This window comes from Acinetobacter baylyi DSM 14961 = CIP 107474, assembly GCF_000368685.1.
Taxonomy (GTDB): Bacteria; Pseudomonadota; Gammaproteobacteria; order Pseudomonadales; family Moraxellaceae; genus Acinetobacter; species Acinetobacter baylyi.
This window is the reverse complement of sequence record NZ_KB849628.1, coordinates 247,927-273,660: the sequence shown is the minus strand read 5'-3', so window position 1 is coordinate 273,660 and position 25,734 is coordinate 247,927. Positions and strand designations below refer to the sequence as shown.

At 39.7% G+C, this 25,734-nt stretch carries 23 protein-coding genes and 1 pseudogene; 12 read left to right on the top strand and 12 right to left on the bottom strand.

Annotated features, from left to right (window positions below):
- Positions 1 to 2: 2 nt before the first annotated feature.
- The 5 genes from F952_RS10685 (at position 3) to F952_RS10665 (ending at position 5,691) form a co-directional block, all read left to right on the top strand.
- A complete protein-coding gene (locus F952_RS10685; protein WP_004927196.1) occupies positions 3 to 1,073 on the top strand; it encodes a branched-chain amino acid ABC transporter permease in 1,071 nt (356 codons plus the stop codon).
- Between the two features lie 25 nt (positions 1,074 to 1,098).
- Complete coding sequence (locus tag F952_RS10680; RefSeq protein WP_004927194.1) at positions 1,099 to 2,520, top strand: ABC transporter substrate-binding protein; 1,422 nt, start codon at positions 1,099 to 1,101, stop codon at positions 2,518 to 2,520.
- Between the two features lie 14 nt (positions 2,521 to 2,534).
- Complete coding sequence (locus F952_RS10675; RefSeq protein WP_004927192.1) at positions 2,535 to 3,278, top strand: ABC transporter ATP-binding protein; 744 nt, start codon at positions 2,535 to 2,537, stop codon at positions 3,276 to 3,278.
- A 259-nt stretch (positions 3,279 to 3,537) separates the two neighbouring features.
- Positions 3,538 to 4,404, top strand: a complete 867-nt coding sequence (locus tag F952_RS10670; protein ID WP_004927189.1) for a transporter — start codon at positions 3,538 to 3,540, stop codon at positions 4,402 to 4,404.
- A 177-nt stretch (positions 4,405 to 4,581) separates the two neighbouring features.
- On the top strand, positions 4,582 to 5,691 hold the full coding sequence (locus F952_RS10665) for a sigma-54 interaction domain-containing protein (RefSeq protein WP_004927186.1): 1,110 nt from the start codon (positions 4,582 to 4,584) through the stop codon (positions 5,689 to 5,691).
- A 60-nt stretch (positions 5,692 to 5,751) separates the two neighbouring features.
- Here the strand turns inward: F952_RS10665 and F952_RS10660 are convergent, their stop codons facing one another.
- Both F952_RS10660 and F952_RS10655 read right to left on the bottom strand, forming a co-directional pair.
- Positions 5,752 to 7,422: an FMN-binding glutamate synthase family protein gene (locus F952_RS10660; protein ID WP_004927183.1), complete on the bottom strand. Its 1,671-nt coding sequence runs from the start codon at positions 7,420 to 7,422 to the stop codon at positions 5,752 to 5,754.
- 115 nt (positions 7,423 to 7,537) lie between these two features.
- Positions 7,538 to 8,704, bottom strand: a complete 1,167-nt coding sequence (locus tag F952_RS10655; protein ID WP_004927181.1) for a ribosomal protein uL16 3-hydroxylase — start codon at positions 8,702 to 8,704, stop codon at positions 7,538 to 7,540.
- 258 nt (positions 8,705 to 8,962) lie between these two features.
- Here F952_RS10655 and F952_RS10650 point away from each other — a divergent pair, with 258 nt between their 5' ends.
- Complete coding sequence (locus tag F952_RS10650; protein WP_004927178.1) at positions 8,963 to 10,276, top strand: CitMHS family transporter; 1,314 nt, start codon at positions 8,963 to 8,965, stop codon at positions 10,274 to 10,276.
- A 94-nt stretch (positions 10,277 to 10,370) separates the two neighbouring features.
- On the opposite strand, the gene F952_RS10645 is transcribed toward F952_RS10650, so the two are convergent.
- The gene (locus F952_RS10645) at positions 10,371 to 10,967 is read right to left on the bottom strand and encodes a Maf family protein (protein ID WP_004927176.1); all 597 of its coding nucleotides are present in this window, start codon (positions 10,965 to 10,967) and stop codon (positions 10,371 to 10,373) included.
- Positions 10,967 to 11,350 (bottom strand): DUF2237 family protein, encoded by a 384-nt coding sequence (locus tag F952_RS10640; protein WP_004927175.1) that lies wholly within the window; start codon positions 11,348 to 11,350, stop codon positions 10,967 to 10,969. The genes F952_RS10645 and F952_RS10640 overlap by 1 nt, the downstream gene beginning before the upstream one ends.
- Before the next feature lie 148 nt (positions 11,351 to 11,498).
- On the opposite strand from F952_RS10640, the gene F952_RS10635 reads away from it, so the two are divergent.
- The 4 genes from F952_RS10635 (at position 11,499) to F952_RS10620 (ending at position 15,166) form a co-directional block, all read left to right on the top strand.
- Positions 11,499 to 12,686: a phosphoglycerate kinase gene (locus tag F952_RS10635; RefSeq protein ID WP_004927172.1), complete on the top strand. Its 1,188-nt coding sequence runs from the start codon at positions 11,499 to 11,501 to the stop codon at positions 12,684 to 12,686.
- Between the two features lie 121 nt (positions 12,687 to 12,807).
- On the top strand, positions 12,808 to 13,092 hold the full coding sequence (locus F952_RS10630; protein WP_004927170.1) for a hypothetical protein: 285 nt from the start codon (positions 12,808 to 12,810) through the stop codon (positions 13,090 to 13,092).
- A 121-nt stretch (positions 13,093 to 13,213) separates the two neighbouring features.
- On the top strand, positions 13,214 to 14,251 hold the full coding sequence (fba, locus tag F952_RS10625) for a class II fructose-bisphosphate aldolase (RefSeq protein WP_004927166.1): 1,038 nt from the start codon (positions 13,214 to 13,216) through the stop codon (positions 14,249 to 14,251).
- Positions 14,252 to 14,314: 63 nt separating this feature from the next.
- Complete coding sequence (locus F952_RS10620; protein WP_004927163.1) at positions 14,315 to 15,166, top strand: EamA family transporter; 852 nt, start codon at positions 14,315 to 14,317, stop codon at positions 15,164 to 15,166.
- A gap of 45 nt (positions 15,167 to 15,211) precedes the next feature.
- On the opposite strand, the gene nfsB is transcribed toward F952_RS10620, so the two are convergent.
- The 3 genes from nfsB to F952_RS10605 form a co-directional block, all read right to left on the bottom strand.
- On the bottom strand, positions 15,212 to 15,865 hold the full coding sequence (nfsB, locus tag F952_RS10615; protein ID WP_004927159.1) for an oxygen-insensitive NAD(P)H nitroreductase: 654 nt from the start codon (positions 15,863 to 15,865) through the stop codon (positions 15,212 to 15,214).
- Between the two features lie 104 nt (positions 15,866 to 15,969).
- Positions 15,970 to 16,698 carry a UDP-2,3-diacylglucosamine diphosphatase gene (locus F952_RS10610; protein ID WP_004927155.1) on the bottom strand — a complete coding sequence of 243 codons (729 nt, stop codon included), beginning with the start codon at positions 16,696 to 16,698 and terminating at the stop codon, positions 15,970 to 15,972.
- Positions 16,699 to 16,717: 19 nt separating this feature from the next.
- The gene (locus tag F952_RS10605) at positions 16,718 to 17,227 is read right to left on the bottom strand and encodes a peptidylprolyl isomerase (RefSeq protein WP_004927153.1); all 510 of its coding nucleotides are present in this window, start codon (positions 17,225 to 17,227) and stop codon (positions 16,718 to 16,720) included.
- A 167-nt stretch (positions 17,228 to 17,394) separates the two neighbouring features.
- Between F952_RS10605 and F952_RS10600 the strand changes: the two genes are divergently transcribed.
- Positions 17,395 to 19,122 (top strand): glutamine--tRNA ligase/YqeY domain fusion protein, encoded by a 1,728-nt coding sequence (locus F952_RS10600; protein ID WP_004927148.1) that lies wholly within the window; start codon positions 17,395 to 17,397, stop codon positions 19,120 to 19,122.
- A 162-nt stretch (positions 19,123 to 19,284) separates the two neighbouring features.
- Here the strand turns inward: F952_RS10600 and F952_RS10595 are convergent, their stop codons facing one another.
- Positions 19,285 to 19,815, bottom strand: coding sequence for a lecithin retinol acyltransferase family protein (locus F952_RS10595; protein ID WP_004927145.1), 531 nt, complete (start codon positions 19,813 to 19,815; stop codon positions 19,285 to 19,287).
- A 274-nt stretch (positions 19,816 to 20,089) separates the two neighbouring features.
- Between F952_RS10595 and F952_RS10590 the strand changes: the two genes are divergently transcribed.
- The gene (locus F952_RS10590) at positions 20,090 to 20,281 is read left to right on the top strand and encodes a DUF2536 family protein (RefSeq protein WP_004927142.1); all 192 of its coding nucleotides are present in this window, start codon (positions 20,090 to 20,092) and stop codon (positions 20,279 to 20,281) included.
- A gap of 27 nt (positions 20,282 to 20,308) precedes the next feature.
- Here F952_RS10590 and fdhD read toward each other — a convergent pair whose 3' ends face one another.
- The 4 genes and pseudogenes from fdhD to F952_RS10570 form a co-directional block, all read right to left on the bottom strand.
- Positions 20,309 to 21,130, bottom strand: coding sequence for a formate dehydrogenase accessory sulfurtransferase FdhD (gene fdhD, locus F952_RS10585; RefSeq protein WP_011182374.1), 822 nt, complete (start codon positions 21,128 to 21,130; stop codon positions 20,309 to 20,311).
- Positions 21,123 to 23,513: pseudogene (locus F952_RS10580) on the bottom strand (FdhF/YdeP family oxidoreductase). The gene fdhD and the pseudogene F952_RS10580 overlap by 8 nt, the downstream one beginning before the upstream one ends.
- Before the next feature lie 175 nt (positions 23,514 to 23,688).
- A complete protein-coding gene (locus F952_RS10575; protein WP_004927132.1) occupies positions 23,689 to 24,720 on the bottom strand; it encodes an ABC transporter substrate-binding protein in 1,032 nt (343 codons plus the stop codon).
- Positions 24,707 to 25,312, bottom strand: coding sequence for an ANTAR domain-containing response regulator (locus F952_RS10570; protein ID WP_004927129.1), 606 nt, complete (start codon positions 25,310 to 25,312; stop codon positions 24,707 to 24,709). The genes F952_RS10575 and F952_RS10570 overlap by 14 nt, the downstream gene beginning before the upstream one ends.
- Positions 25,313 to 25,734 lie beyond the last annotated feature (422 nt).

Sequence of the window (25,734 nt, the reverse complement as noted above, 5' to 3'; positions counted from 1 at the left end):
CGATGTTTTTATTTTCTCAAGCTGAACAGTTTATTCGTCGTTATCAGGATGAAAAAAGAATTTTTGCGCTCAAACAACATCGCATATTGTTCTGGTTTTTTGTTGCTATTGCTTTTTTATTTATCCCTTTTGTTGGGTCTGATTATTTATTTAATGCGATTCTGGTTCCTTACCTTGTACTGGCACTGGCTGGATTGGGTCTCAATATTTTAACTGGTTTTACAGGTCAGTTATCTCTGGGATCAGCAGCATTTATGGCTGTTGGTGCATTTGCAACATATAACTTTGAGCTCCGTATTCCTCAATTACCTTTACTCCTCAGTTTGTTTCTTGGGGGAACGATAGCGGCAGTTTTTGGTGTGATTGTGGGATTGCCAAGCCTGCGGATTAAAGGGTTTTACCTGATTGTCTCAACTCTGGCAGCACAGTTTTTTATTCCTTGGTTATTTACACAATATGGTTGGTTTACCAACTATAGCGCGTCAGGAGTGATTACCGCGCCCAAGTTGGTGATTCTTGGATATTCATTAGATTCTCCAGTTGGACATTATCTTTTAACAATCAGCATCGTTCTTGGGTTGACTTTGATTGCACGTAATCTCCTGAATAGTCAGTATGGTCGTAATTTCCAAGCGATTCGTGATATGGAAACAGCCGCGGTGACCTTAGGTATTTCTGCTGCCAAGACCAAGTTGCTCGCATTTGCAATCAGTTCATTTTATTTAGGTGTTGCGGGTGCTCTTTGGGCCTTTGCTTATCTGGGAACAATTGAAGCCAATGGGCTTGATCTCGATCGCTCATTTCAGATTCTGTTCATCATCATTATTGGTGGATTGAGTAGTCTGGCAGGAAGCTTTTTTGGAGCCGCCTTTATTGTGCTGCTTCCGATCATTTTAAGTTTTTTGAGTAACTTGTTTTTTGGTCAAGGTTTTGATCAGGCATTACTACAAAATATCCAGAAAATTATTTTTGGTATTTTAATTATTTATTTTCTTATTCGCGAACCTGAAGGGCTTGTACGTCTTTATCAGCGTTTTTATACACGTGTTAGAAAGTGGCCTTTGCGCTATTAATTATTCACAAAAAATAGGGGTAAACATGAAATTTTTTAAGTCATTGTGGTTTTGGTTGGTGCTGATTGGACTCGTACTGGCTGCTATCGTGTATTGGACAACGCAAAAAAAACAAGCGCTATCTACAACTGAGCAACATACGTCTCAAGATCAAACAAACACAGATAAATCGAACGCTGAAAAAGTTTTGTCTGATAAAAATGCTCAATATTTTCCATTACAAAGTTATCGTGTAGGGCCTTATGCTGCAGGTGGAACGGGCTTTTTTGGTGGATTTATCGATTATATGAAAGCTGTAAATGCTCAGGGAGGCGTCAATGGTGTAAAGCTGGTCTGGTCTGAATGTGAGACAGAGTATGTGGTAGAAAAAGGTGTAGAGTGCTATGAGCGTTTAAAAAATGGTTTAAACGGTGCACCTGCTGCGGCCACCAATCCTTTATCCGTCGGAATCGCTTATGCGACGCTTGAAAGATCTACAAAAGATAAGCTACCGCTTATTACCATCAATCATGGGCGCACAGATTCGACAGATGGAAGTGTCTTTCCTTATGTCTTTCCGCTTCAGTTAAACCCGTATAGTGAAGTATCAGCAATTGTTAATTATCTTGGTCAACAAAGTGGTGGGTTAGATCATCTGAAAGGCAAAAAAATTGTGGTGCTGTATCATGGGTCACCTTATGGTAAAGAAACCATTCCCGTAATTGATCAATTATCCAAGAAATATCATTTTGAAGTCACACATATTGAAGTGCCTCATCCTGGTAATGAGCAGCAATCACAGTGGCTTAAAATTAGACAAATTCAACCAGACTGGGTGATTTTACGTGGATGGGGGGTCATGAATCCTGTTGCACTTAAGACTGCTCAAAAAGTTGGATATCCAGTGAATAAGATTATTGGCAATATTTGGAGTAATTCTGAAGAAGATGCGGCACCTGCAGGCGATGCAGCAAAAGGGTTTATCTCAATTACGACTCATCCATCAGGTACAAACTTTCCTGTATTACAGCAAATCAAGCAATTGGTGGTCGACAAGGGGCAATCTGACCTCACCGATTTAAAACGATTTGGTACGGTGTATTACAATCTGGGTGTAGTCAATGGAATTTTAAATGTAGAAGCTGTCCGTGTTGCGCAAGAAAAATATGGTCATCGTCCATTAACTGGTGAAGAGGTTCGTTGGGGATTTGAACATTTAAATCTAAGTGACGAGCGCCTTAAACAGCTAGGGGCTTATGGATTGGTTCAACCTTTAAAACTTTCTTGTTCAGATCATGAAGGCGGTGGGGCTGTACGATTCCAGCAATGGGATGGAACGAAATGGAATGTGATTAGCAATTGGATACAAGCAGATCGAGGTTTTCTACGCCCAATCATTGAAGAATCTTCTCATAAATATGCCAAAGAGCAAGGTATAAAAATTCGTGATTGCGCAACTGAAGGTTAGAGGAGTAATAGAAAATGACATCTATACTTAAGCTCGATCATATTCAGGTGATCTATGATCAGAGTATTCTGGCAGTAAAAGATGTTAGCCTTTCGGTTCAACAAGGTGAAATCGTGGCACTTTTAGGCGCAAATGGGGCAGGAAAAAGTACAACACTGAAAGCCATTTCTCAGCTCATTTCGAGTGAGAATGGAGAAGTAAAAAGTGGCAACATTTACTTTGAAGGGCAATCTATTTTACATCAAAATCCAAGTGATATTGTTCGGCAAGGTATCGTACAGGTTTTAGAAGGACGTCATTGTTTTAAACAGCTTACTGTAGAAGAAAACTTACGTGCTGGTGCGTTTTTAAGAAAACCTTCTGGCAAACGTTTAAAACAGAGTCTTGAGAAAGTGTACGAATATTTTCCTCGTTTGGCAGAAAAGAGATCTACTCAAGCAGGCTATACCTCGGGTGGAGAACAGCAAATGCTGGCGATTGGACGAGCATTAATGACCGAACCTAAGCTTATCTTACTGGATGAGCCGTCGATGGGTTTGGCACCTTCAATCACACAAGAAATATTTAAATTGATTCGATATTTACAACATAAAGAGCAGTTGAGTTTTCTGATAGCAGAGCAGAATATTGGATTGGCTTTAGAATATACCCACCAAGCTTATGTTATTGAAAATGGAGTAGTAACTCTCTCTGGTAATACTCAAAAGCTTTATCAAAGTGGTGATATTCAGCGAGCTTATATTGGACAGGCTGTATAACGTTATAAATATAAAAAAGGGGATTTATTCTTTGAGAATAAATCCCTTTTTTTTAGAAAAATAATAGTATTGAACAATGATGATTATTCAACAATATGTTATTTTTTAAACTTTAATATGATTTAAAAATCAGTAAATTTAAAATTTTTTTTAAAAAATCATTAAATAACAATGTTTTAATATTTGGTATGGATGTTGCAAATAACTCAATGATTTTAAATCAAATAATCATGTAATACATTGAGGATATCAAATAGATATGAGTATTTTAACAAAAACAGCGGGTGCTTTTTTATTGTCTATGATTGCTTTTCAAGTTTATGCAGTGGATCTGGACGCTGGGGATTACGATGCTGCACCAGTAGGGACAAATTTGGCTTTACTTTATTTACAACATGCCACACGCGATTCGCAATATCTGGGTAGCAACAAAGTGAATAATCATATTGGATTAACCAGTGATATTGGAATTGCACGTTACGTGCACTATACCGATGTTGCGGGTTACCGAATAGCACCACAAATATTGGTGCCATTTGGTCGATTAAAAGGGGAAGATGATTTATCTGCCTTAGGATCGACAAGCGGTATTGGCGACGTTATTTTAGCCACTTCTATCTGGTTTGTGAATGATCAGGCCAATAAAACTTATTTTGGCGTTACGCCGTACTTATTTTTACCTACAGGAAAATATTCAAATAACGACGCGCTAAATATTGGAGAAAATCGTTACAAACTGAATGTTCAAGCTGCTTTTTCAACGCGATTGGCACCCAAGATTGCATGGGATGCGGCAGCTGATTTTACAGTTTACGGTAAAAATGATGATGCACTTGGCGGTGGAACACTGAAACAGGATATTGGTTATCAATTACAGAGTAGTGTGCGCTATTTTTTAAATGAACGTATAGACTTACGCAGCGGGATATCCTATGCAGATGCTGGAGATACAAAGCTAAATGGTATTTCAAGTGCAAGTAATAAGCAGACTAAATTTTGGTTAGGAACGGGTTTTTCACCAACAGCTACGACTAATGTCATTTTAACTTATGGTCGTGATATCGATGTTGAAAATGGATTTAAGGAAGACAATCGGATTAATGTTCGCTTGCTGAAAGTATTTTAATCTAAACAAGATATCATGCATTTGAGATATACTTCTTTATAGAATTTAAACATCTAAATTATTTAATTTTTTTTATAATAAATTAATCTCATATTCTCGGTGAAAATTGATATAAACCCTTTCACCGAGTTCGCTTAATATCGACTCAATCGTATTTTATCCCATTTGGTTATTATTATGAGTCGGTATTCGGCACCTCAAATTTTTTCTCTTGAAGGAGAGCAGGCCCAACCTTTAAGTATTCGCGCGAAAGCGTTGGTTTATCACGATCCTGTATCGAAAAATTTACTTCAACTGATTGAACGCTTGGCACCCAATGATATTCCTATTCTGATTCAGGGTGAAACGGGAACGGGAAAAGAGCTAGTTGCACGACATATCCACCATTTGAGTGGACGCAAAGGTCCATTCCTGGCTGTTAATTGTGGTGCTATTAATGATCAATTGGCCGAGAGTGAGTTATTTGGACACGAAGCGGGTTCCTTTACTGGAGCAACTGGACAACGTAAAGGTTGGTTTGAATCTGCTGATGGCGGAACCTTATTTTTAGATGAGATTGGTGACCTACCTTTACATCTACAGGTAAAGCTATTGCGCGTATTGCAAGAGCGTGAAGTGACACGGGTTGGGGCAAGAAAAGCCATACCTGTGGATATACGTCTGGTCACAGCCACCAACGTCGATTTAGAGCAGGCCGTTCAAGCAGAACAATTCAGACAAGATTTACTGTTTAGAATTAATATTGCTCAATTAGAGCTGAAGCCTTTAAGAGAGCGCAAAGGTGATATTCTGCCACTCTTTCAGCATTTTCTACAAAAATATGGCGAAAAAATTAAGAAAGAAGCCAACTTAATCCTTTCTCCTACAGTGGTTACAGCATTATATGATTATCCTTGGCCAGGAAATATTCGTGAACTTGAGAATATTGCACATTACGCTGTACTGGTTGCAGAAGGGCATTTAATTAAGAAAGAGCATCTTAAGTTTAACAAACTATTTCAAAATTTTAATATTGAACAACCAACCTCTGAAACTGCAAAGAGCTGGGAGAATCCGTTTGATGAGATTGAATATCAACTCAAGCGAATTTTTGCTGCACCCACGCTTCCTTCTAATTTATGGGATAGGCTAGAACAGCTAATCATTGCGACATCTTTTGAGTATTGTCAGAGAAATCAGGTTCAAACCTCTGTGTTATTAGGAATTACACGAAATGTAATGCGAACTTATTTAAAGCGACATAATTTAGTCAATGATGCTTTAAACTTTAAAATTGTGAATGAATAAAAACAATAAGGCGTATTCAAGTCGAATCATTGGAATACGCCCCATATGGCTTATTTTTGCTTAAAAACGATCAGCCATCGCCATGTTCCACATTCGGTAGTAAAAGTTCTCATCATCCTTTTGCTGGCAATCGAGTAATTCACCACCTTTAAAGAAAAAATGTAATTGAGCATAATTTTTAATTTCTCGGTCGTTGACCCGTTGTGCCAAATGATGCGCTTTAATTTCCGAGGGATGTTGTAACCCAGCAGCGGCAATAATTTCTGCTAATGCATGTAGGGTATTTTTCTGAAAATTAAATACACGTTCAGCTTTTGTGGGCACATGTAAGGCTTTTTGACGGTCTGGGTCTTGTGTCGCAACACCGACTGGGCACTGATTGGTATGGCAGCTTTGTGCCTGAATACAGCCCACCGCAAACATAAAGCCACGTGCGGAATTTACCCAGTCTGCGCCGAGCGCAAGTGTACTGGCAATATCAAAACCACTAATGATTTTCCCGCTGGCTCCAATTTTAATTTGATCTCTTAAACCTGCGCCGACTAAGGTGTTATGAACGAATAAAAGACCTTCTCTCAGCGGCGTACCGATATAATCACTAAATTCGATGGGTGCTGCACCAGTACCACCTTCTGAACCATCGACGACAATAAAGTCAGGTACAATCTGAGTTTCAAGCATGGCTTTGACAATTCCCATAAATTGCCAAGGTTGACCAATACATAACTTAAAACCAATGGGTTTGCCTCCAGATAATTCGCGTAACTGTTGTATAAAGTGCATCATTTCAATCGGTGTATTAAACGCTGAATGCTTGGGAGGTGAAATACAATCACGATCACGTGGCACACCTCGAATTTCTGCAATTTCTTCGGTAATTTTATGTTGCGGTAAAATGCCGCCGTGTCCAGGTTTTGCACCTTGAGACAGCTTGATTTCAATCATTTTAATTTGAGGAAGTTGAGCTTGTTTTTGGAATTTTTCAGGGTCAAATTTACCTTCTTCGGTTCTGCAACCAAAATAACCACTGGCGATTTCCCAGACAATATCTCCACCATATTCTAAATGATAAGGACTCAAGCTACCTTCACCCGTATCATGATAAAAGTGACCCATGTGCGCACCTTTATTCAGCGCCCGGATTGCATTGGCACTCAGACTGCCAAAACTCATGGCAGAAATATTCATAATGGACGAGCTATAAGGCTGAGCACATTGCGTATTACCAATCTGAATACGAAAAGTTTTAGGATCTGACGGTGGGCATGGAACCAGTGAATGGACCATGAAACGGTAATCTTTTTGGTAGACATCAATAATTGAGCCAAATGGCTTGTCTGCATTTTCATTTTTTGCACGTTGATACACCAAGCTGCGCTGCATACGCGAAAAAGGTAGTGCATCTTGATCAGATTCAATAAAATATTGACGTATTTCAGGTCGGAAATCTTCAAATAAAAAGCGAAAGTGACCCATAATTGGGTAATTACGCAAAATTGAATGTTTGCTTTGTAAGAGGTCGTGAATACCAACTACGCTTAAAACTGCTGCCAATAGCCAGATAACATTGAGAAATGTATCGGAAATAAAATAGTAAAGATAATGAGGCGTTGAGGTGAAATGGAACCAGGCAATACTGATCGTGACAAACATGCATAAAAACCAGATGGAATGTCGTGAAAAAAACGTATTGAGAAGTTTGTGACGAATAATTTGTGCTGGACTAGCCATTTAACGCAGTTTCCTTCATTTTTGTTCTGCAATTAAGTTGCCAAGAACATGAAAGAACCTCAAGTAACGAATTGTTAGTACTGAGAATTATTTTAATCCTCAGTACTGGTGCTGATTATTCTTCGTCAGATGGGAGTAACATTAAAACTGACTCATTGAGTAATTGTGCAATATCCTCAAGTATCTCTGCATCATTGAATGATTGATCAAATACCAGGCTTTCTCCATCTGCGAGCTGCTTTAAGAGCGATTCAAATTGCTCGGAAATGCAGCACTCTTCACCATTGGCCCAAAATAATAACTGCCCATCATCTAATGTATAGAGCAATCTTGAAGCAGGTTCTAAGCGTAACTCATATCCAGTATCGATAATTTCAAGCAAATCATCTGCTTCTATTTCATCTGCTTCTGGTAAATTATCTGGATATTTGGGTTCAGACATCAATGACATCAATGCATGTTCAAAATCATTGGAATGCTGTAACTGTTCCAGTACTTTTGCTTTTAGATAGGCCAATTCATTGCTTGTAATTTCACCAATTTTAGCGACCTCATCACGAACGACGTCCAATAACGGATTTTTAAGCAGACTATTATCGGCAAATTTGTCACTGACTCGATCCATCATCGTCGCAATGTTTGGCATGCGAAAGCCGAAAGAGAACGTTAAACAGTCATCTTCGGCAACACCGTAATGCGATAAGCCTGGTGGTACATAAAGCAGATCACCTGGTGCGAGCACTTCATCAAAATGAATATCCATTTCTGGGAGTAATTTTAAGGGCTGTTCAGGCACAAATTCGGTAGATTCGTCACACATTTGTCCAAGTTGCCAACGGCGATGCCCGTAACCTTGTACTAAAAAAACATCGTAAAAATCAAAATGTTTTCCTACTGAGCCACCTTTGGGTGCGTAAGACACCATGATGTCATCTCGTCGCCACTGGGGAATAAACGGAAATTCTTTCCAAAGTTCTGCCAGATCAAAAGAGTAGTGATCTACTGCTTGAACTAAAAGTGTCCAAAGCTTCGGTAATTTCTGAAAATCACCTTTAATTAACGGAGAGGATTTGACACTCCACTGGTTTGGATCTTTATCTTTTTGCTTAATGAGACGAGCACTGACTGTTTCTTCTAAGGCCAGTTCTTTCACATCATCAGGTTCAAGAATATTGATAATTTCAGGCATGGCATTGCGAACCAGCAATGGTTTCTTTTGCCAATACTCATTTAAAAATTGTTCTGCGGTGATTCCGCCTAAGACCTGAAGTGGATTAGACATGAATTGCCTCGATAAAAATGATCATAGATCGCAATCTGAAGGGATATGTAATGGTGATAGATATTTTACATGAACTAGAATTTTCAGTAGCACAAACTTTGTGCACTAACCCAAGGTGTTTACATTTTTTTTAACAAATAGGTGGTTTTTGCTTATCACAATAACCATTCATATATTAGTATTTGATGGCTTTACTCTATTTTAAGCATATTTTAAGTTTTATGTGTTTTTGGAATTTTGATTTTATAGGATGTAAATATGCTAACGCTGATCGGACTACTGATAATTATTACAATTGTTGCCTTATTGATGACGGGTAAATCGAATCCTATTTTGGCAATGTCAATTATTCCATTGATTGGAGCTTTAATTGCAGGATTTTCCATAAGTGAAATTTCTAGTTTTTTTGAAGCGGGAATGATGAAGGTGACAAAAGTCGCTGTCATGTTTTTATTTGCAATTTTATTTTTTAGCATTTTAAAAGAATTGCATATTTTTGATCCAATGATTCGGCATTTGGTTAAGCTGACGCGTGGAAATGTGGTTTTAGTTGCTATGATGACTGCTCTCATCGCTGCAATTGTTCATCTTGATGGTTCAGGTGCTGCTACATTTTTGATCATTATCCCGGCTTTATTACCTTTATATAAAAAGTTAGGTATGAGTCCTTATCTGATGCTACTGCTTATGGCGGGAAGTATGGGAATTATGAATATGGTGCCATGGGGCGGGCCTTTAGGACGGGCTTCTGCGGTTACAGGGATTGAAGCCTCTTTACTTTGGCAAAACATTATTCCAGTACAAATAGTTGGGATTGTGGGAATGATGGCTTTTGCCGCAATAATGGGGCTACGTGAGAAAAAGCGTATTCAAGTAGCCGCGATACACGGAACCACTCCATTTCAGCAAGATTGTACGTTAACTGATTTAGCGGAAGATACAGATGATGGGCAGGTCCGCAAACCTAAAAATTTTTGGTTTAATATTGCACTGATCTTGATTTCAATTGTTTGTTTGGCATTTGGTTTATTTTCAGCGCCCTATGTATTTATGCTTGCATTATCATTAGTACTGCTGGTGAATTTCCCAAAACCAAGACAACAAATAGAAGTGATATCACGTCATGCACCCCAAGCCTTAAATATGGTTGCCATTATTTTTGCTGCAGGCGCATTTCTTGGAATCCTTTCAGAATCGGGAATGCTCAAAGCAATTGCATTGGATTTAATTCATATATTACCACCGACCTGGGTTGGAAGTTTGCATATCGCTGTCGGTCTTTTGGGTGTACCACTGGATATTTTTACCAGTACAGATGCTTATTATTTTGCATTATTGCCAGTTATTGGTGAAGTAACTGCGACTGCTGGTGTATCTATCGACTCAGTTGTTTATGCCATGGCGATTGGTAATAATGCGGGGACATTCGTAAGTCCATTCTCACCAGCAACATGGCTAGCGATGGGACTTGCGGGGACAGATATGGGTAAGCATCTTAAATACTCATTTGGCTGGATCTGGCTTGTCGGATTATTTGTCGTTGCTGTGGGTTATTTTCTCGGGCTTTATTAAGCGCTTATTTAAGCTTTGGCTCAAATAACCTATGAAAAAAAAGCATTCAGAAACCATGATTCCTGAATGCTTTTTTTAAGGTTTTAAGATTGATTTAGGGTAGTTGAATATTCAATTGACGCAAGTATTTACAAAGCGTTATTAGTGGTAATCCCATCAGTGTAGTCTGGTCTGATCCTTGCATCGATTCAAATAAGCTGATGCCTAGTCCTTCACATCGAAAACTCCCTGCACATTGTAAGGGCTGCTCGGTGGTGACATAGCGCTCGATTTCAGCATCGGTCAATACTCTAAATTTTACCTGATAATGCTCGATAAGTGTGTGTTCAAAACCTGATGCTAAATGTTGTATGCTCAAACCTGTACTAAAACATAACGTTTGACCCGAATTTTGCTTGAGCTGTGCCATTGCGTTTTCAATGGTCAGCGGTTTGCCTATAAACTGTTTAGGTAGATCTATACGCCATGCAACCTGATCTGAACCAATTACAATTGAGTTTGGATATTGCGCTGAAACAACGCGCGCTTTTTCAAATGCTAAACGTTGTGCCAGATCATCCGCATGCGTTTCACCTTGGGGGGATTCATCAATATCTGGCGAAATAATGCGATAGGTCAGACCTAAACGATCCATTAATGCTTTACGGGTCTGACTGCTCGAAGCCAAAATAATGTCTGAAATATTGCTCATTAAATTGCATATTCCATTAAAACATCAAGAGGCACATAACTGAGAACAGACTGATGGCAAGCATGGATTTTAACATTAGGTGCTTGACCAGCCTGATAAGCTTCAACCCAACGTGTCACACAGATGCACCAGTAATCGCCTGGTTTTAATCCTGGAAAACCCATCTCAGGCAATGGGGTGGTGAGATCATTACCAATTTTTTGCGAAAAGCTTAAAAATTCGGATGTCATTTCTGCACATACAGTATGTTGACCCAAGTCATTGGTTGCAGTATGACAAAATCCATTTCTAAAATAACCTGTAATTGGATCAAAGCAACAACTGGCTAATGGTTCACCAAGGACATTTAATTTATTGATCTTCGGATCTGGATGAATAGACATAATATTTTTAAATCGTAAAACCACTCAACCTATCATAATGAAAACTAAATCTTTCGGCAGCTTTTCTACAAAAAAACTCTCTTTTTTTATCATAATCATTTAAAATATCGCCATTTATAATTTTCATAAGAGTAAAAGAGAGCACTCAATGAACTTTAAGCGTATGACGGACCTCGACTTAAGCGAAAAACGTGTATTAATTCGTGAAGATTTAAATGTACCAGTAAAAAATGGCCAGATTACCAGTGATGCTCGTTTGCGTGCAGCATTACCAACCATTCAGGCTGCACTTGCTCAAGGTGCTGCTGTGATGGTTTGCTCTCACTTAGGGCGTCCTGTTGAAGGTGAACCAAAACCTGAACAGTCACTTGCACCTGTTGCAGCTTACCTTTCAGATGCATTAGGGCAGGAAGTTAAACTTTTGACTGACTACCTTGAAGGGGTTGAGATAGCACCAGGTCAAGTTGTTCTTCTTGAAAATGTACGTTTTAACCTCGGCGAAAAGAAAAATAATGCTGAACTTGCACAAAAATATGCAGCACTCTGTGATGTATTCGTGATGGATGCATTTGGCACTGCACATCGTGCAGAAGCATCAACCGAAGGTGCTGCTCGTTATGCCAAAGTTGCAGCGGCAGGCCCATTGCTTGCGACTGAGCTAGATGCATTAGGTCGTGCACTTCAAACCCCTGAAAAGCCAATGGTGGCGATTGTTGCAGGTTCTAAAGTTTCAACAAAACTTGATGTTTTAACCTCACTTTCTGACATTTGCGGTCAATTGATTGTGGGTGGTGGAATTGCCAATACCTTCTTGGCAGCAGCTGGTTTCAATGTAGGCAAATCGCTTTGTGAAAATGATTTGATTGATACCGCTAAAGCAATTGCCGCTAAAGTATCTGTTCCACTTCCTACGGATGTGGTGGTAGCTGATGCCACAGAGATTGACTTTGCTGACTTCTTGGGTTCATTAGCAAAAGCACAAGCAATTGTGAAAAAAGTGGAAGATATTGCTGACAATGACATGATTCTGGATGTGGGTCCTGACACGGCGAAAGCATTTGCTGAGATCTTAAAAACAGCTAAAACGATACTTTGGAACGGCCCAGTTGGTGTATTTGAAGTAGATCAGTTTGGTGAAGGAACCAAAACGCTTTCATTGGCAATTGCTGAATCTAAAGGATTTTCTATTGCAGGTGGTGGTGATACTTTGGCTGCAATTGATAAATATAAAGTTGCTGACAAAATTGGTTATATCTCAACAGGTGGCGGCGCATTCCTTGAGTTTGTAGAAGGAAAAACCTTACCAGCCGTTGCTGTATTACTCGAACGTGCCTAATCGCTGACGTGTTTTTAAAAGAACCGGCCTTATGGTCGGTTCTTTCATAAGAGATTCATCGAACTGTCACATATCTGCAATAAAATATTTTTCAGTTAAATACCAGTCATGGGACTATCTGATGAATTTTAAGCTTCTACTTGCAGCCTTGATTATTGCACCTCTCGCGCTTACTGCTTGTTCAAAGAAAAACGATGCACCAGCATCTGAGCAAGGACAAACTGCACCAGCTGATGAAAAAATTACACCAGAGCAACAAGCTGCGATTGATGCACTTGATAAACCAGTCATGAACGAAAAAAATACCGATGTTCCAGAGTCGGTAGCCAATGTAGCAGCAGATCCAGCAACACCAGCGAGTGAAAATGAAGCGCCTGCTGGTCAGAATCAAGACAAAGCTCACTAACTGCCGAGCAAAATGTCAAAAGTCCCTGCAAATGCAGGGATTTTTTTGTGAAATTCTTTGATTTGTTGCTGAATTGAAATACATCACACTGTAGAATAGGCGCACTACCTGGGAGGATATTATGGCACTTATCTCATTGCGCCAGCTCTTGGATCACGCCGCAGAACATAACTACGGCGTACCAGCGTTTAATGTAAACAATCTTGAGCAAATGCGCGCGATCATGTTGGCAGCGGATGAAACCAACTCACCTGTTATTGTTCAAGCTTCGGCGGGTGCGCGTAAATATGCAGGCGCTCCATTTTTACGTCACTTGATTTTGGCAGCAGTTGAAGAATGGCCACATATTCCTGTGGTAATGCATCAAGACCATGGAACCAGCCCTGATGTATGTCAACGCTCTATCCAGTTAGGCTTTAGCTCGGTGATGATGGACGGATCACTTGGTTCTGATGGCAAAACACCAACTTCTTATGATTACAACGTTGATGTAACTCGTCGTGTAGTGGCTATGGCACATGCATGTGGTGTATCCGTAGAAGGTGAAATTGGTTGTTTGGGCAGCCTTGAAACTGGTTTGGCGGGTGAAGAAGATGGCGTGGGTGCAGAAGGTGTACTTGACCATTCACAACTTTTAACTTCTGTTGAAGAAGCGACTCAGTTTGTTGCAGATACCAATGTCGATGCGCTTGCAATTGCAGTGGGTACCTCACACGGTGCTTATAAGTTTACTCGTCCACCTACAGGCGATATTCTAGCAATTGACCGCATTAAAGAAATTCACGCAGCTTTACCAAATACGCATCTTGTGATGCATGGTTCAAGCTCTGTACCTCAAGACTGGTTGAAAATTATCAATGAGCATGGTGGTCAAATTGGTGAAACTTACGGTGTGCCACTTGAGCAGCTTGTCGAAGCAATCAAGCATGGTGTTCGTAAAATCAATATTGATACCGATTTACGTTTGGCATCAACGGGTGCAATTCGTAGCTTTATGTCTGAAAATCCAGCCGAATTTGATCCACGTAAATACTTGGCAAAAACTGTTGATGCAATGAAGCAGATTTGTATTGAACGTTATCAAGCGTTTGGTACAGCGGGCAATGCAGATAAAATTCGTCCTATTTCTTTAGAAGCGATGGTTGATCGTTATAAATAATTAGTCCGAAATTCAGAAAAGCCCATTTGATGGGCTTTTCTTGTTTTTGATGAGGTAGAAATAGTGGAATTCATTGTTTTAGCTGCACTATGTAGTGTGTTGGTTTCCATCTTAATAAAAGCATTAAAGTCTAAAGGCTTTGAACCACTTCAGATGATTGTCTGGAATTATAGCAGTGCCAGTCTGCTATGTTTTCTATGGTTCAAACCTGATCTGGCACATCTTTCAGTCCAGCATACGCCGTGGTGGTTAATTGTACTATTGGGCATTGCACTGCCAAGTGTATTTTTATTACTGGCCAAATCTTTGCAGTATGCAGGTATCGTTAAAACTGAACTCGCACAGCGATTGTCTGTTGTGCTGTCTTTACTTGCTGCTTTCTTTATCTTTCAAGAGCATTTTAACGCTTTTAAACTTTTAGGCATTATTTTGGGTTCGTTTGCTATTGGTTTAATCATGCTCAGTAAAACACAGCAGAACCAGAGTGTTCATCAGAAAAGTCTTGTGAGTCTGGTGGGTGTGTGGAGTGGCTATGCTCTGATTGATATTTTACTAAAGTACACCAGTAGTTTAGGTCTTAAATTACCCATGACCTTAAATCTGGTATTTATCGCTGCATTTGTATTTTCATTTATCTATACTTATATTTTTAAGAAAGAAACTGCACGTTTCAAAAACATGTTAGCTGGATTGGTTTTGGGTGGGTTGAACTTTGCCAATATTGCCTTATATGTGCAGGCGCATATTCTCTTAAAAAATAGTCCTGCCATCGTGTTTGTGGGGATGAATCTTTTCGTTGTCATCTTTGGAATTTTAAGTGGTCTTCTACTCTTTAAAGAAAAAGCAGAGCCTAAAGTTATCATGGGTTTAGTATTGGGAATGGTCGGAATTATTTGTCTTGCTCAAGCGATGTGAACAAGGTCATCGGGTTATTAATAGACCAGATGACCTTTTTCTAGGTTAAATTTTAGTAAAAATGATGTCATCGCTTAAACGTGATTTCGGTAATTTTGCATTAAAGTCAGCTTCACTGCGATAACCTAATGCAACTACAACAGACGCACGAAACCCTTTTTCTGTTAATCCAAATTCTTGATTTAAGATATCTTCATCGAAACCACCCATTGGTGTTGCATCAACATCTTCTAACCCCGCTGCCAATAAAAGCTGCCCGAGCGCGATAAAGGTTTGGTTTTCCATCCATCCATACAGGTTTTGTTGCTCATTGCGATAATATTCGACATAGCCTGCACGGGTCTGACGTTGGCCTTCTTTTGCACTTTCATCTTTAAAACGTCCGCTTAAATCATCTTGCTCAAGAAGTTGTTCAAGATGTTCATGTGTGACATCAGTGCGGGTGCAAAAAACAATGGTATGTGAAGACTCTAGCACTTTGGGTGCATTATAGGCATAACGTCCAGTCATGGCTTTGGCAACACGCGCTTTAGCTTGCTCACTTTCTGCGATTAAGAAATGCCACGGCTGAATATTGACAGAAGAGGGAGTTAAACGCAAAACCTTGAGTAAACGCTCAAATTGATCTAAGGGAATTATTTTACTGCGATCATAAGCTTTGGTGGTATAACGACTTTTTGCGGTCTCTAGTAAGTTCATGATCATGTCCCTCATATTTAAAGGTTAGATAAAACATGATCATAAATCGAAAAATTATCAGATGAAATGCTTTCAAATAAAAATTGAGGTAACAAAATAGATTTTTAGCGTGATGAACTAATATTCCATTGAATAAAATTTTGGTGACCTTGTTCATCGATTTCTAAAATCATGGCTTGATTTGTTTTTTCTCGCCAATCCCCTAAAACGATTCGGGTTTTTTGTCCCAAAGGATGTATTGCAGGGCGGTGAGTATGACCATGAATTAAAATATCGACATCAAATAGCGCAGTTTCGACAGCTTTGGGATGTACATCCATAATGGCATAAGTTTTTTGTTGCTTGTCATCATGACTTTTTTTACGAAAGCCATTGGCCAGTTTCTGTCTAAAACTTAACGGCGTACGTTTTAATAATGCAATAAGATAAGGATTTCGAATGATCTTTTTGAAGCGTTGATAAGCGACATCATCTGTACATAGTGCATCGCCATGCTCGAGCCTATACGTGACACCAGAGATATTAAGCGTATAGATATCAGGAAGTAAAATGCCATGAAATTGCTTTAAAAAATCATATCCCAATGCAAAGTCACGATTACCCACCTGAAAATAGACTTGATTGCCGTGTCGATGAAAATCCTGAAGTTTTTCTACGATTTCATCCAGCCAGGGGGCAGTATAATCATCGCCAATCCAGGCATTAAACCAGTCGCCCAAGATATAAAGCTGAGTATGTCGGTCTTGATAAGATTGTAATAAATCTAAAAACCCTCGAATGAGTCGAGGGTGTTCAGGTGACAAATGTAAATCTGAAATAAACAAATAAGTCACAAAATAATCCGTTTAAAAATTATTCAGCGATAATTTTAGCAGATTCAATGACAACATTTTCTAAAGGTACATCAGCGTGATAGCCACGGTTGCCAGTACGAACGTTTTTAATTGCAGTTACAACGTCCAGACCTTCAACAACTTTACCAAACACCGCATAACCCCAACCTTGCGCAGTTTTACCTGTGTGGTTAAGGAAAGAGTTGTTTTTCACATTAATAAAGAATTGAGCAGAAGCAGAGTGAGGTGCTTGAGTACGTGCCATAGCAATCGTACCTTCATCATTGCTCAAACCATTGTCAGCTTCGTTTTCAATTGCATCACGAGTGGCTTTTTCTTTGAAGTTTTCGTCCATGCCGCCGCCTTGGATCATAAAACCATCAATGACGCGGTGAAAAATCACGCCGTCATAGAAACCATCACGAACATATTCCAAGAAGTTAGCAACTGTTTTAGGCGCTTTTTCAGGGTTAAGCTCAAGAACAATACGACCTTTATTGGTGTTTAATTCGACTTGAGGAAAACTCATTACATAATCTCCTAATCATGGACACGAAAGCCATGGGTTTTTTGGTTGAGAGAAGCATAAGCAAACTGTAAACTACATAGCAAGTAAAAAACGTAAATTTCTTTGATAAAAACAAAGATTACGTTTCATTCAGTCAAATTTTAACTGTAAAGAAGTGAAATATTTATATGAAGCCAAATGATGTTGTTTCAACTCTGCCCAATTCTCCGACAACGAATACTCATACATCTGTCGATTCTGCGCAGCAAGAACAACAGGCAGGCTTAGATTTTGTCAGACAAGTCATCACAGAAGATTTGAACGAAGGTCGTACCCAAACTGTGGTCACTCGTTTTCCACCTGAACCAAACGGTTATTTGCATATTGGTCATGTTAAGGCCATTTGTCTTAATTTTGGCGTTGCTGAAGAATTTGGTGGTTATTGTAATCTCAGATTTGATGATACCAACCCAGATGCAGAAGAGCAGGAATATGTCGATGGGATTGCCAACGACGTAAAATGGCTTGGTTTTGAATGGAAAGATGAACCACGTTATGCATCGAGCTACTTCGACCAGCTTTATACGTGGGCGGTACAACTGATTAAACAAGGTGATGCCTATGTCGACTTGCAAACACCCGAAGAAATTAAGCTGAACCGTGGTAACTTTGTAGAGCCAGGTAAAAACTCTCCTTACCGTGATGCGAGTGTAGAAGAAAACCTTCAACATTTTGAAAAAATGAAAGATGGGACTTATCAGGAAGGTCAAGCTGTTTTACGTGCCAAAATTGATATGGCAAGCCCGAATGTACATATGCGTGATCCAATTTTGTATCGTATTCTGCATTCAGAGCACCATCAAACAGGTGATACATGGAAAATCTATCCAATGTATGACTATGCGCATCCGTTATCTGATGCGATTGAAGGTGTTACGCATTCGTTATGTACGCTTGAGTTCCAAGATCATCGTCCATTTTATGACTGGGTGATTGAAAAAGTTCATTCAGAAGCAGTACCACGCCAGTATGAATCATCTCGTTTAAACATCGATTACACCATTACCTCTAAGCGTAAGTTACGCCGTCTGGTCGAAGGTGGTTTTGTAAATGGTTGGGATGATCCGCGTATGCCAACAGTCGTCGGTATGCGCCGTCGTGGATTTACCTCTGAAGGCTTGCGTGATTTTTGTAAGCGTGTAGGTGTATCTAAAACGGATGGTATTGTGGATGTTGCAATGCTCGAATTCTGTATTCGTCAGTCGCTCGAAAATACTGCAAGCCGTGGCATGGCTGTACTCAATCCGTTGAAAGTCACCTTAACCAATTTGCCAGAAACACTTGATCTTGTGCATGCACGCCATCCGAATGTCGATATGGGCGAACGTGTTATTCCACTAACATCTGAGCTTTATATTGACCGCAAAGACTTTGAAGAAGTGCCACCAAAAGGCTTTAAACGTTTGATTCCAGGTGGTGAAGTACGTTTGCGTCATGCTTACGTGATCAAATGCGATGAAGTGGTCAAAGATGAACAGGGTGAAGTCATTGAGCTTAAATGTTCAATTGATCCAGACACTTTAGGTAAAAACCCCGAAGGTCGTAAGGTAAAAGGGGTGATTCATTGGGTATCTGCAACCAAAGGACTTCCTGCGGAAGTGCGTATTTATGATCGCCTATTTACAGAAGCTGCACCTGATGCAGATGATGACTTTCTTGCCAATTTGAATCCTGACTCATTACAAGTCGTTCAGGCCTATATTGAGCCAGCATTGGCACAAGCATCACCTGAACAACGCTTTCAGTTTGAGCGCGAAGGTTATTTTGTAGCAGATCAGCATGATCACACTTCAGAAAAACCAGTGTTTAACCGTATTTTAGACCTAAAAGATAGCTTCAAACCTGAGAAAAAATAAGGCGACAGCCTTATTTTTTCGCAAGGCCCCGCAGGGTAAAGCGCGACAGTCTTATTTTTTAGCAAGGTCCCGCAGGGAAATGTAGCAACGCTTTACCTCAGCACAAGGGTCTTATAAAACAGGATAAAAGTCTTTTTAAAATAAGCTGTCGAATAACGCAGCTTATTTTTTATGTTCTTCATGATAAAAAATAGAATCAGGTACTTTCATTTTGGCCTTATCTCTTAATTTTTTCTTGATATAAAGTACGAGTGCAAAACAAGTGGTGGCAATCGTGAGGAATAAGCTGTTCATATAACTCATGATTGAGCTGAGATAGCCAATTGTAGTCAGGCGGTTCATCATTTTAACCACTTGATGGCTATTCTCAACGCCTGTAATTGCCCATGAGCATAAATGTTCACAGTTATTGATAATGAGATGATAGTGATTTTCATGTATGCGTGAGCGCATTCGGCGTACAACAGTTCGGCCCTTATATTTGGGTTGATCATAGATACGGATATGGATTTTTTTTCCGTGAGAAAATTTCTGCAGTGTCGTGATTTCAATTGGCTTTTTTTTAAAAAGATGGGCAAATCCAGAATAATGGATTACACGACCACGACCCGCATAAATACCATGGTGGCTATATCCTAGATGATAGATGACCAGATGTGCACCTATGGGATAACGTTTAATGTGCTGTTGCATGTGCTCCAAAACCAAAAAAGTGTACCAGCAGTAACTTGATTGCGATGAATGTTGAAAGTATAACGAATATTTATGACAGTAACTTCAAAATTTGTATCTTTAAGATGAATTGGAATAAAAATCCAGCATAACCACAAAAAATAAGTTGTATTGTTAATTGAGCAGTGCGCATGCTTTAATATTACAAGATTGATATAGACTAGATCTGGTATAAATAATCATGTAATAGGGAAATCGACCTCAAAACATTGATATAGCCATGGAGATTAGGCACATGCAGCAGGTTAAAATATTTGAAACTAACGTATTTAGCAAACTTGAGACAGACATTAATCACTGGATTGATTACGAACATCGCAACAAACGCTGTATTGAAATAAAGTCAATTAGCCATGCTTATGTCGGATCTGAAAACGATTTTTACAAGTATACTGCGATTGTGGCATATGATCTCAAACATGAATAACGTAAATCGAGTCCTATTAACGTGGTGTTATGAGTAAACCACATAACGAGACTGACGGCAAAAACTAGCCAGTTTTAGGCCACTACGCTTCGCAAGCTCTATCGCTAAGCTTGTAGGCGCAGAAATGGTAGCCAAAAGTGAAATGTTAAGTTGCGCACATTTTTTAACAAGCTCATAACTTGCCCGACTTGTCATTAAGACAAACCCTTGTGAGCGATCGATATCATGCTTGACCAAATGGCCGAGAAGTTTATCGAGAGCATTATGACGTCCCACATCTTCAAACACAGTTAGAATGTTACCATTCACGACCCAAGCTGCCGCATGTGCACCTCCCGTGACAGCAGAAATTGGTTGCTGCTGCTGTAATTGAACCATGGCATCTGGTATTTGATCTAGCCAGTGTACAAAAAAATCATGAGTCACTGGGGGAAAGGTATGTTGAATCTGTTGCAAACTCTCGATGCCACATATACCACAACCCGTTTGACCTGCAAGTGTACGTCTATGTGTTTTTAACTTTATAAATGCCTCAGACGCGATTGTTATTTCTACCTGTATGCCCAAATCGCTTTTTATAATTTCAATATCATAAATCTGTCGTGGATGATCAATAATGGCTTCTGTCAGACTAAATCCAATTGCAAACACTTCAAGATCGAGCGGCGTTGTCATCATGACTGCATGAGAGATCCCGTTATAGATTAAAGCAACAGGGAATTCCTCTACTACACAGTCATACACAACCTCACGTATGTGACCGACATGCCGAGTAGTGGAAACGCTTTGATAGCCTTGAGCATGAGTATCATTACTCAAGGCATTTGTCGTTTCGGTTAAACTATCCATTTGCATGTTCAGGATCGACGGGCGCAGCGAGATTAAAATGTTCTGGCGCTTGACCAGGATGTAAGATTACAGGAATACTTTTGGATGCAGGTATTTTTGCGTATTTGTCATGACTGCTTAAAGCCACCAAGGGGTTTGTTTCTGGATAATAGGCCGCCATACTTCCCCTTGGAATATTGTACGGTACGATTTTAAAGCTACGGACAATACGTTTGAGTCCATCGGAATAGATACTTTCAATATCGACCCATTGGTCTGCCTGAAAGCCTGCTTCTTGAATATCCTGTTCATTCATAAAGAGTACACGGCGCTGACCGAATACCCCACGATAACGGTCATCTAGACCATATAGCGTTGTATTATACTGATCATGTGAGCGTGTAGTCATGAGTGTATAAACTTTAGCTTTTGAGTAAGTATCTGCAAATTGATGTTCTTTATCTGCATACACTTCTGAAATCGGTGTAATTAAAAATTGGGCTTTGCCTTTAGGGGTATTCCACACATGCTGATTGGCAGGGTGCTCAAGGTGAAATCCTCCAGGTTGATAGACGCGTTGATTAAAGTCATGGAATTCATCAAACACTTCAGATATTGCATCACGAATACGGTCATAGCTTTCAACATACCAGCGCCATTTGATCTGACTATCAGGTAATGTTGCTTCTGCAATTCTGGCGACAATGTCGGGTTCTGATAGTAAATCTGAAGAAATTGGTTCGTTACGTCCTGCTGAAAGATGCACATTGCTCATCGAATCTTCAACAGAAATCGCTTGTGGGCCGTGTTTTTGCGTATCAATTTCAGTTCGACCCAGGCAAGGGAGCATTAGGGCGTCTTCACCACACACCAAGTGGCTACGGTTCATTTTTGTGGTGATATGTACGGTTAATTTACATGCACGTAATGCTTGTTGTGTATAGTCGCTATCAGGTGTAGCTACGGCAAAATTTCCACCTAGACCGATAAATACTTTTACTTGACCTTCAGCCATCGCTTTGATGGTTTCTACAACACCCAGCCCATCTTCACGTGGAGACTGAATGCCAAAAACGCGATCAATACTATCCAGCATTTTGGCGCCTGGACGCTCATTGATTCCCATTGTGCGATCACCCTGTACATTGCTATGACCACGAATAGGCGCTAAACCTGCGCCAGGACGTCCAATGTGGCCACGGGCAAGCATCAGATTAGCAAGCATGTGCACATTAACCGTGCCATGACGATGTTGGGTGATTCCCATACCCCAGCAGAAAATGGCACGCTGTGATTCGAGATAGAGTTTTGACAGTGCTTCAAGATGTTCGGGTGTAAGCCCAGTATGTGGATGGATCTCCGACCAAGAAGTATTACGAATTTCGGTTAGCATGTCTTCAAAACCTACGGTATTGAGCGCGATAAAATCACGATCAAACACACTTGGTTTACCTTTAGACAGATTGATTTGATCCCATTCATCCAGATGTTTGAGCATGCCAAACATAATGGCATAGTCGCCGCCTACTTTAGGTTGAAAATAATAACGGCTGATCGGTGTACTACCATTGGTCATCATTTCAAGTGGGGCTTGAGGATCTTGAAATCTTTCTAAACCACGCTCTTTAAGCGGGTTAATTGCAATAATGGTTCCACCACGTTTCGATACTTCACGTAAGGTTGCCAGCATACGCGGATGATTGGTTCCAGGGTTATGACCGAAGCTAAAAATTGCGTCAGCTTGATCAAAGTCATCCAGTGTAACCGTACCTTTTCCAAGACCAATAGCGTCTTTCAAACCAACACTGGTCGCTTCGTGACACATGTTCGAGCAATCTGGAAAATTATTTGTTCCAAAATTTCTGACAAAAAGCTGATATAAAAATGCAGCTTCGTTACTGGTACGACCAGAGGTATAAAACGCGGCTTCGTTTGGATGATCGAGTGCCTGCAAATGCTTGGCAATTAACTGAAACGCATCATCCTATGAAATAGGAACATATTTGTCGGTTGCTGCATCGTAACGCATAGGGTCGGTGATACGCCCAGCATCTTCTAGAAAAAAGTCACTTTGTTCTTTGAGCCAGCTTACGGTATGCGTTGCAAAAAACTCTGGTGTGACACGTTTACTGGTGGCTTCAAATGCAACGGCTTTGGCGCCGTTTTCGCAGAAATTAAAGGTATGGGTGTCTTTTTTTTCAGGCCAAGCGCAACCAGGACAATCAAAACCTGTGGGTTGATTAATATTAAGTAATGAAATGGATCCTTTTTTAAATGTTTCTTGACGTTTTAAATTTCTTGCAACACTGAGTAAAGCACCCCAACCGCCTGCGGGTTGATCATAGGGTTCGATACGTGCATAACTCGCATTATTATCTTCTGTTGTGGTTTCTCGGCTGTCCATATGTGCATCTCGATAGCTTTTAAATAGATATTAAAATGATTAATTAAGATGTGATGATAAAAATTGTAAAGATTGAATAAATAGTTTTGACTGTAGATTAAATATTTAATCTACATTCAAAACTGCTTACAAGTAATTAAATGGCTGAGATTGATTCAACTACCCAGTATCAAAATTAACCCGTGTTACTTTGAACATGCTGCATGGCTTTCTCAAAACTATTTTGATCAATACAACGTTGACTCAATTCGTTAAGCGCTGTTGTCTCAATTGTTAAATCATGCCATTTTTGCATTTGTCCAAATAACCAGAGCATATCTTCACTACAGGGAGCAGCTTGTCCAACAACCAAATGTCGAATGATCTGTTCGAGTGCATGGTAAGACTTAACATGAACCGATTTGGAACATTGGAAGCGAACAATATTAAAATTAATGAGTATCTGCCAAACGGGCTCAAGGTTAGATAAGGTTTCAAGTTCTTGTTGCGCTTTTAATATGGCTGCAGTTAAAGCAATCACAGTATTCGGATGATGTGCTGCCCATTCTTCTGTAACAGCTAAAACTTTATCGGCCACTTCAGGAATAATATCTCGACTAGAGGCAACAATCTGGCTATATCCTTCAATTTCACCTTGAGTATTCCACGGTTCTCCTACACAAAAACCATCAATTGAAGCAGATGCCAGTGCATCAAGCATATACGGTGGGGGTAAGGTTTTTAATTGAATGGCTTTAGCTAGGTCTAGATGGCTTAATGCCAGCCATTCACGTAAACAGTAGTGATGAATTGAATGATGAAATACATGTGCAAGCGCTATGCTTTGTTCTTGCTCAAGATACTTTACAAGTTTTGCCGAATTTTCTTGGGCATTATCAGCGTTTTGGATAGATAGCTCATAGCATAATTTCTGGCTCAAGCTGATATAGGCACGGTTTTTACTGAGTACCAACGGTGTTTTGAGTGGGATTCCAATTTGATCTTCACCAATGGCGGCTGCAGGAAGCATTGCAGAGAGACAGTGAGCAGCATCTAAAATACCAAAAGCCAGGCGATCCCTTAAACTTGCCCAAGATGCTTCTTTGACTAATGTGACATCTAATCCCATTTCTTCAAAGTAGCCACGTTCTTTGGCCCAAAGGAGTGCAATGCAGTCTAAAAGAGGAATATATCCGAGCTGCAATTGTTTTTTTTCAATCTGACTCATGAGAATCCTCTTTTAACGGGTTAAGAAGTAACTGTTGTGCATCAATTAAACGCCGTGCCATTTCTCCCATAGTGATACGATGACTCATGGCATTTTTACGCAACAATTGAAATGCAGTATCTTCACTCAAGTGATGTAACTGCATTAATAAAACTTTGGCTTTTTCGATATCTTTACGGTCTGCCAGTTTTATTTTGGTTTCTTTGAGATCACTCTCAAGCTGCTTATGCTTTTTATACTGCTCAATTGATATTTCTAGAATGGTATCTAAACGTGATGGGTCAATTCCATCGACAATATAGGCTGTTACACCAGCAGCAATGGCTTGCTTAATCGTATCTTTATGCGTGTTTTTGGTAAAAAGTACCGTAGGTAAATCGAAACGGCTGACACAGCTTTCTATAATATCTCGGTGAGGATGATCCATATCCAGCAAAATAACATCGGCCTGAAGTTTTTCAAGTTTGAGTACATTCAAATGATCCAGTGTCATGCAAGCAACGACATCAAAATCATGTGCACGTAAATCCTGCCGAATAAATTCGGCTCGTTCGAGGTCATCATCAATGAGTGCAATTTTTAATTTAGACATAAGAAATAGAGCAAATTTTTTCGCATTTGCGAAATAGTGTAAGCGAAATCAATGACAAAATTGCATTGCAAAATCGATGCCATGAAAAAAACAATGCAATTGGCATTTGAAACATTAAAGTACAGCCTGAACTGAAATAGTGCGAATAGCTGACTTTGTAATATATTTTTATCCTCAATGCTGCGTTTTTTAAGAAAAAAAGTTCAATTTTAAAATATCTCTTAAATATTGAATTTAATTTTATTATAAAAATCAAATTCATAATTGGTATAGTGCTTGGTTTTATATTTTCTGGCACACTCATTGCTTAATTAAATATGAGTCAAAGACGACTCAAAGTTGAAAAATTTGTAAGACGGCCAACGACGTCCGTTCTGATCGATTGCTCATACAGCATTTGCTGTAAAGCCCATATTACGTTC

Coding starts and splice junctions, on each gene's coding strand:
- F952_RS10600 (WP_004927148.1), top strand. CDS start 17,395: ATGAAGCCAAATGATGTTGTTTCAACTCTGCCCAATTCTCCGACAACG.
- F952_RS10680 (WP_004927194.1), top strand. CDS start 1,099: ATGAAATTTTTTAAGTCATTGTGGTTTTGGTTGGTGCTGATTGGACTC.
- F952_RS10630 (WP_004927170.1), top strand. CDS start 12,808: ATGAATTTTAAGCTTCTACTTGCAGCCTTGATTATTGCACCTCTCGCG.
- F952_RS10665 (WP_004927186.1), top strand. CDS start 4,582: ATGAGTCGGTATTCGGCACCTCAAATTTTTTCTCTTGAAGGAGAGCAG.
- F952_RS10660 (WP_004927183.1), bottom strand. CDS start 7,422: ATGGCTAGTCCAGCACAAATTATTCGTCACAAACTTCTCAATACGTTT.
- fdhD (WP_011182374.1), bottom strand. CDS start 21,130: ATGGATAGTTTAACCGAAACGACAAATGCCTTGAGTAATGATACTCAT.
- F952_RS10595 (WP_004927145.1), bottom strand. CDS start 19,815: ATGCAACAGCACATTAAACGTTATCCCATAGGTGCACATCTGGTCATC.
- F952_RS10590 (WP_004927142.1), top strand. CDS start 20,090: ATGCAGCAGGTTAAAATATTTGAAACTAACGTATTTAGCAAACTTGAG.
- F952_RS10670 (WP_004927189.1), top strand. CDS start 3,538: ATGAGTATTTTAACAAAAACAGCGGGTGCTTTTTTATTGTCTATGATT.
- F952_RS10635 (WP_004927172.1), top strand. CDS start 11,499: ATGAACTTTAAGCGTATGACGGACCTCGACTTAAGCGAAAAACGTGTA.
- F952_RS10570 (WP_004927129.1), bottom strand. CDS start 25,312: ATGTCTAAATTAAAAATTGCACTCATTGATGATGACCTCGAACGAGCC.
- F952_RS10575 (WP_004927132.1), bottom strand. CDS start 24,720: ATGAGTCAGATTGAAAAAAAACAATTGCAGCTCGGATATATTCCTCTT.
- F952_RS10685 (WP_004927196.1), top strand. CDS start 3: ATGTTTTTATTTTCTCAAGCTGAACAGTTTATTCGTCGTTATCAGGAT.
- nfsB (WP_004927159.1), bottom strand. CDS start 15,865: ATGAACTTACTAGAGACCGCAAAAAGTCGTTATACCACCAAAGCTTAT.
- F952_RS10645 (WP_004927176.1), bottom strand. CDS start 10,967: ATGAGCAATATTTCAGACATTATTTTGGCTTCGAGCAGTCAGACCCGT.
- F952_RS10605 (WP_004927153.1), bottom strand. CDS start 17,227: ATGAGTTTTCCTCAAGTCGAATTAAACACCAATAAAGGTCGTATTGTT.
- fba (WP_004927166.1), top strand. CDS start 13,214: ATGGCACTTATCTCATTGCGCCAGCTCTTGGATCACGCCGCAGAACAT.
- F952_RS10655 (WP_004927181.1), bottom strand. CDS start 8,704: ATGTCTAATCCACTTCAGGTCTTAGGCGGAATCACCGCAGAACAATTT.
- F952_RS10675 (WP_004927192.1), top strand. CDS start 2,535: ATGACATCTATACTTAAGCTCGATCATATTCAGGTGATCTATGATCAG.
- F952_RS10650 (WP_004927178.1), top strand. CDS start 8,963: ATGCTAACGCTGATCGGACTACTGATAATTATTACAATTGTTGCCTTA.
- F952_RS10640 (WP_004927175.1), bottom strand. CDS start 11,350: ATGTCTATTCATCCAGATCCGAAGATCAATAAATTAAATGTCCTTGGT.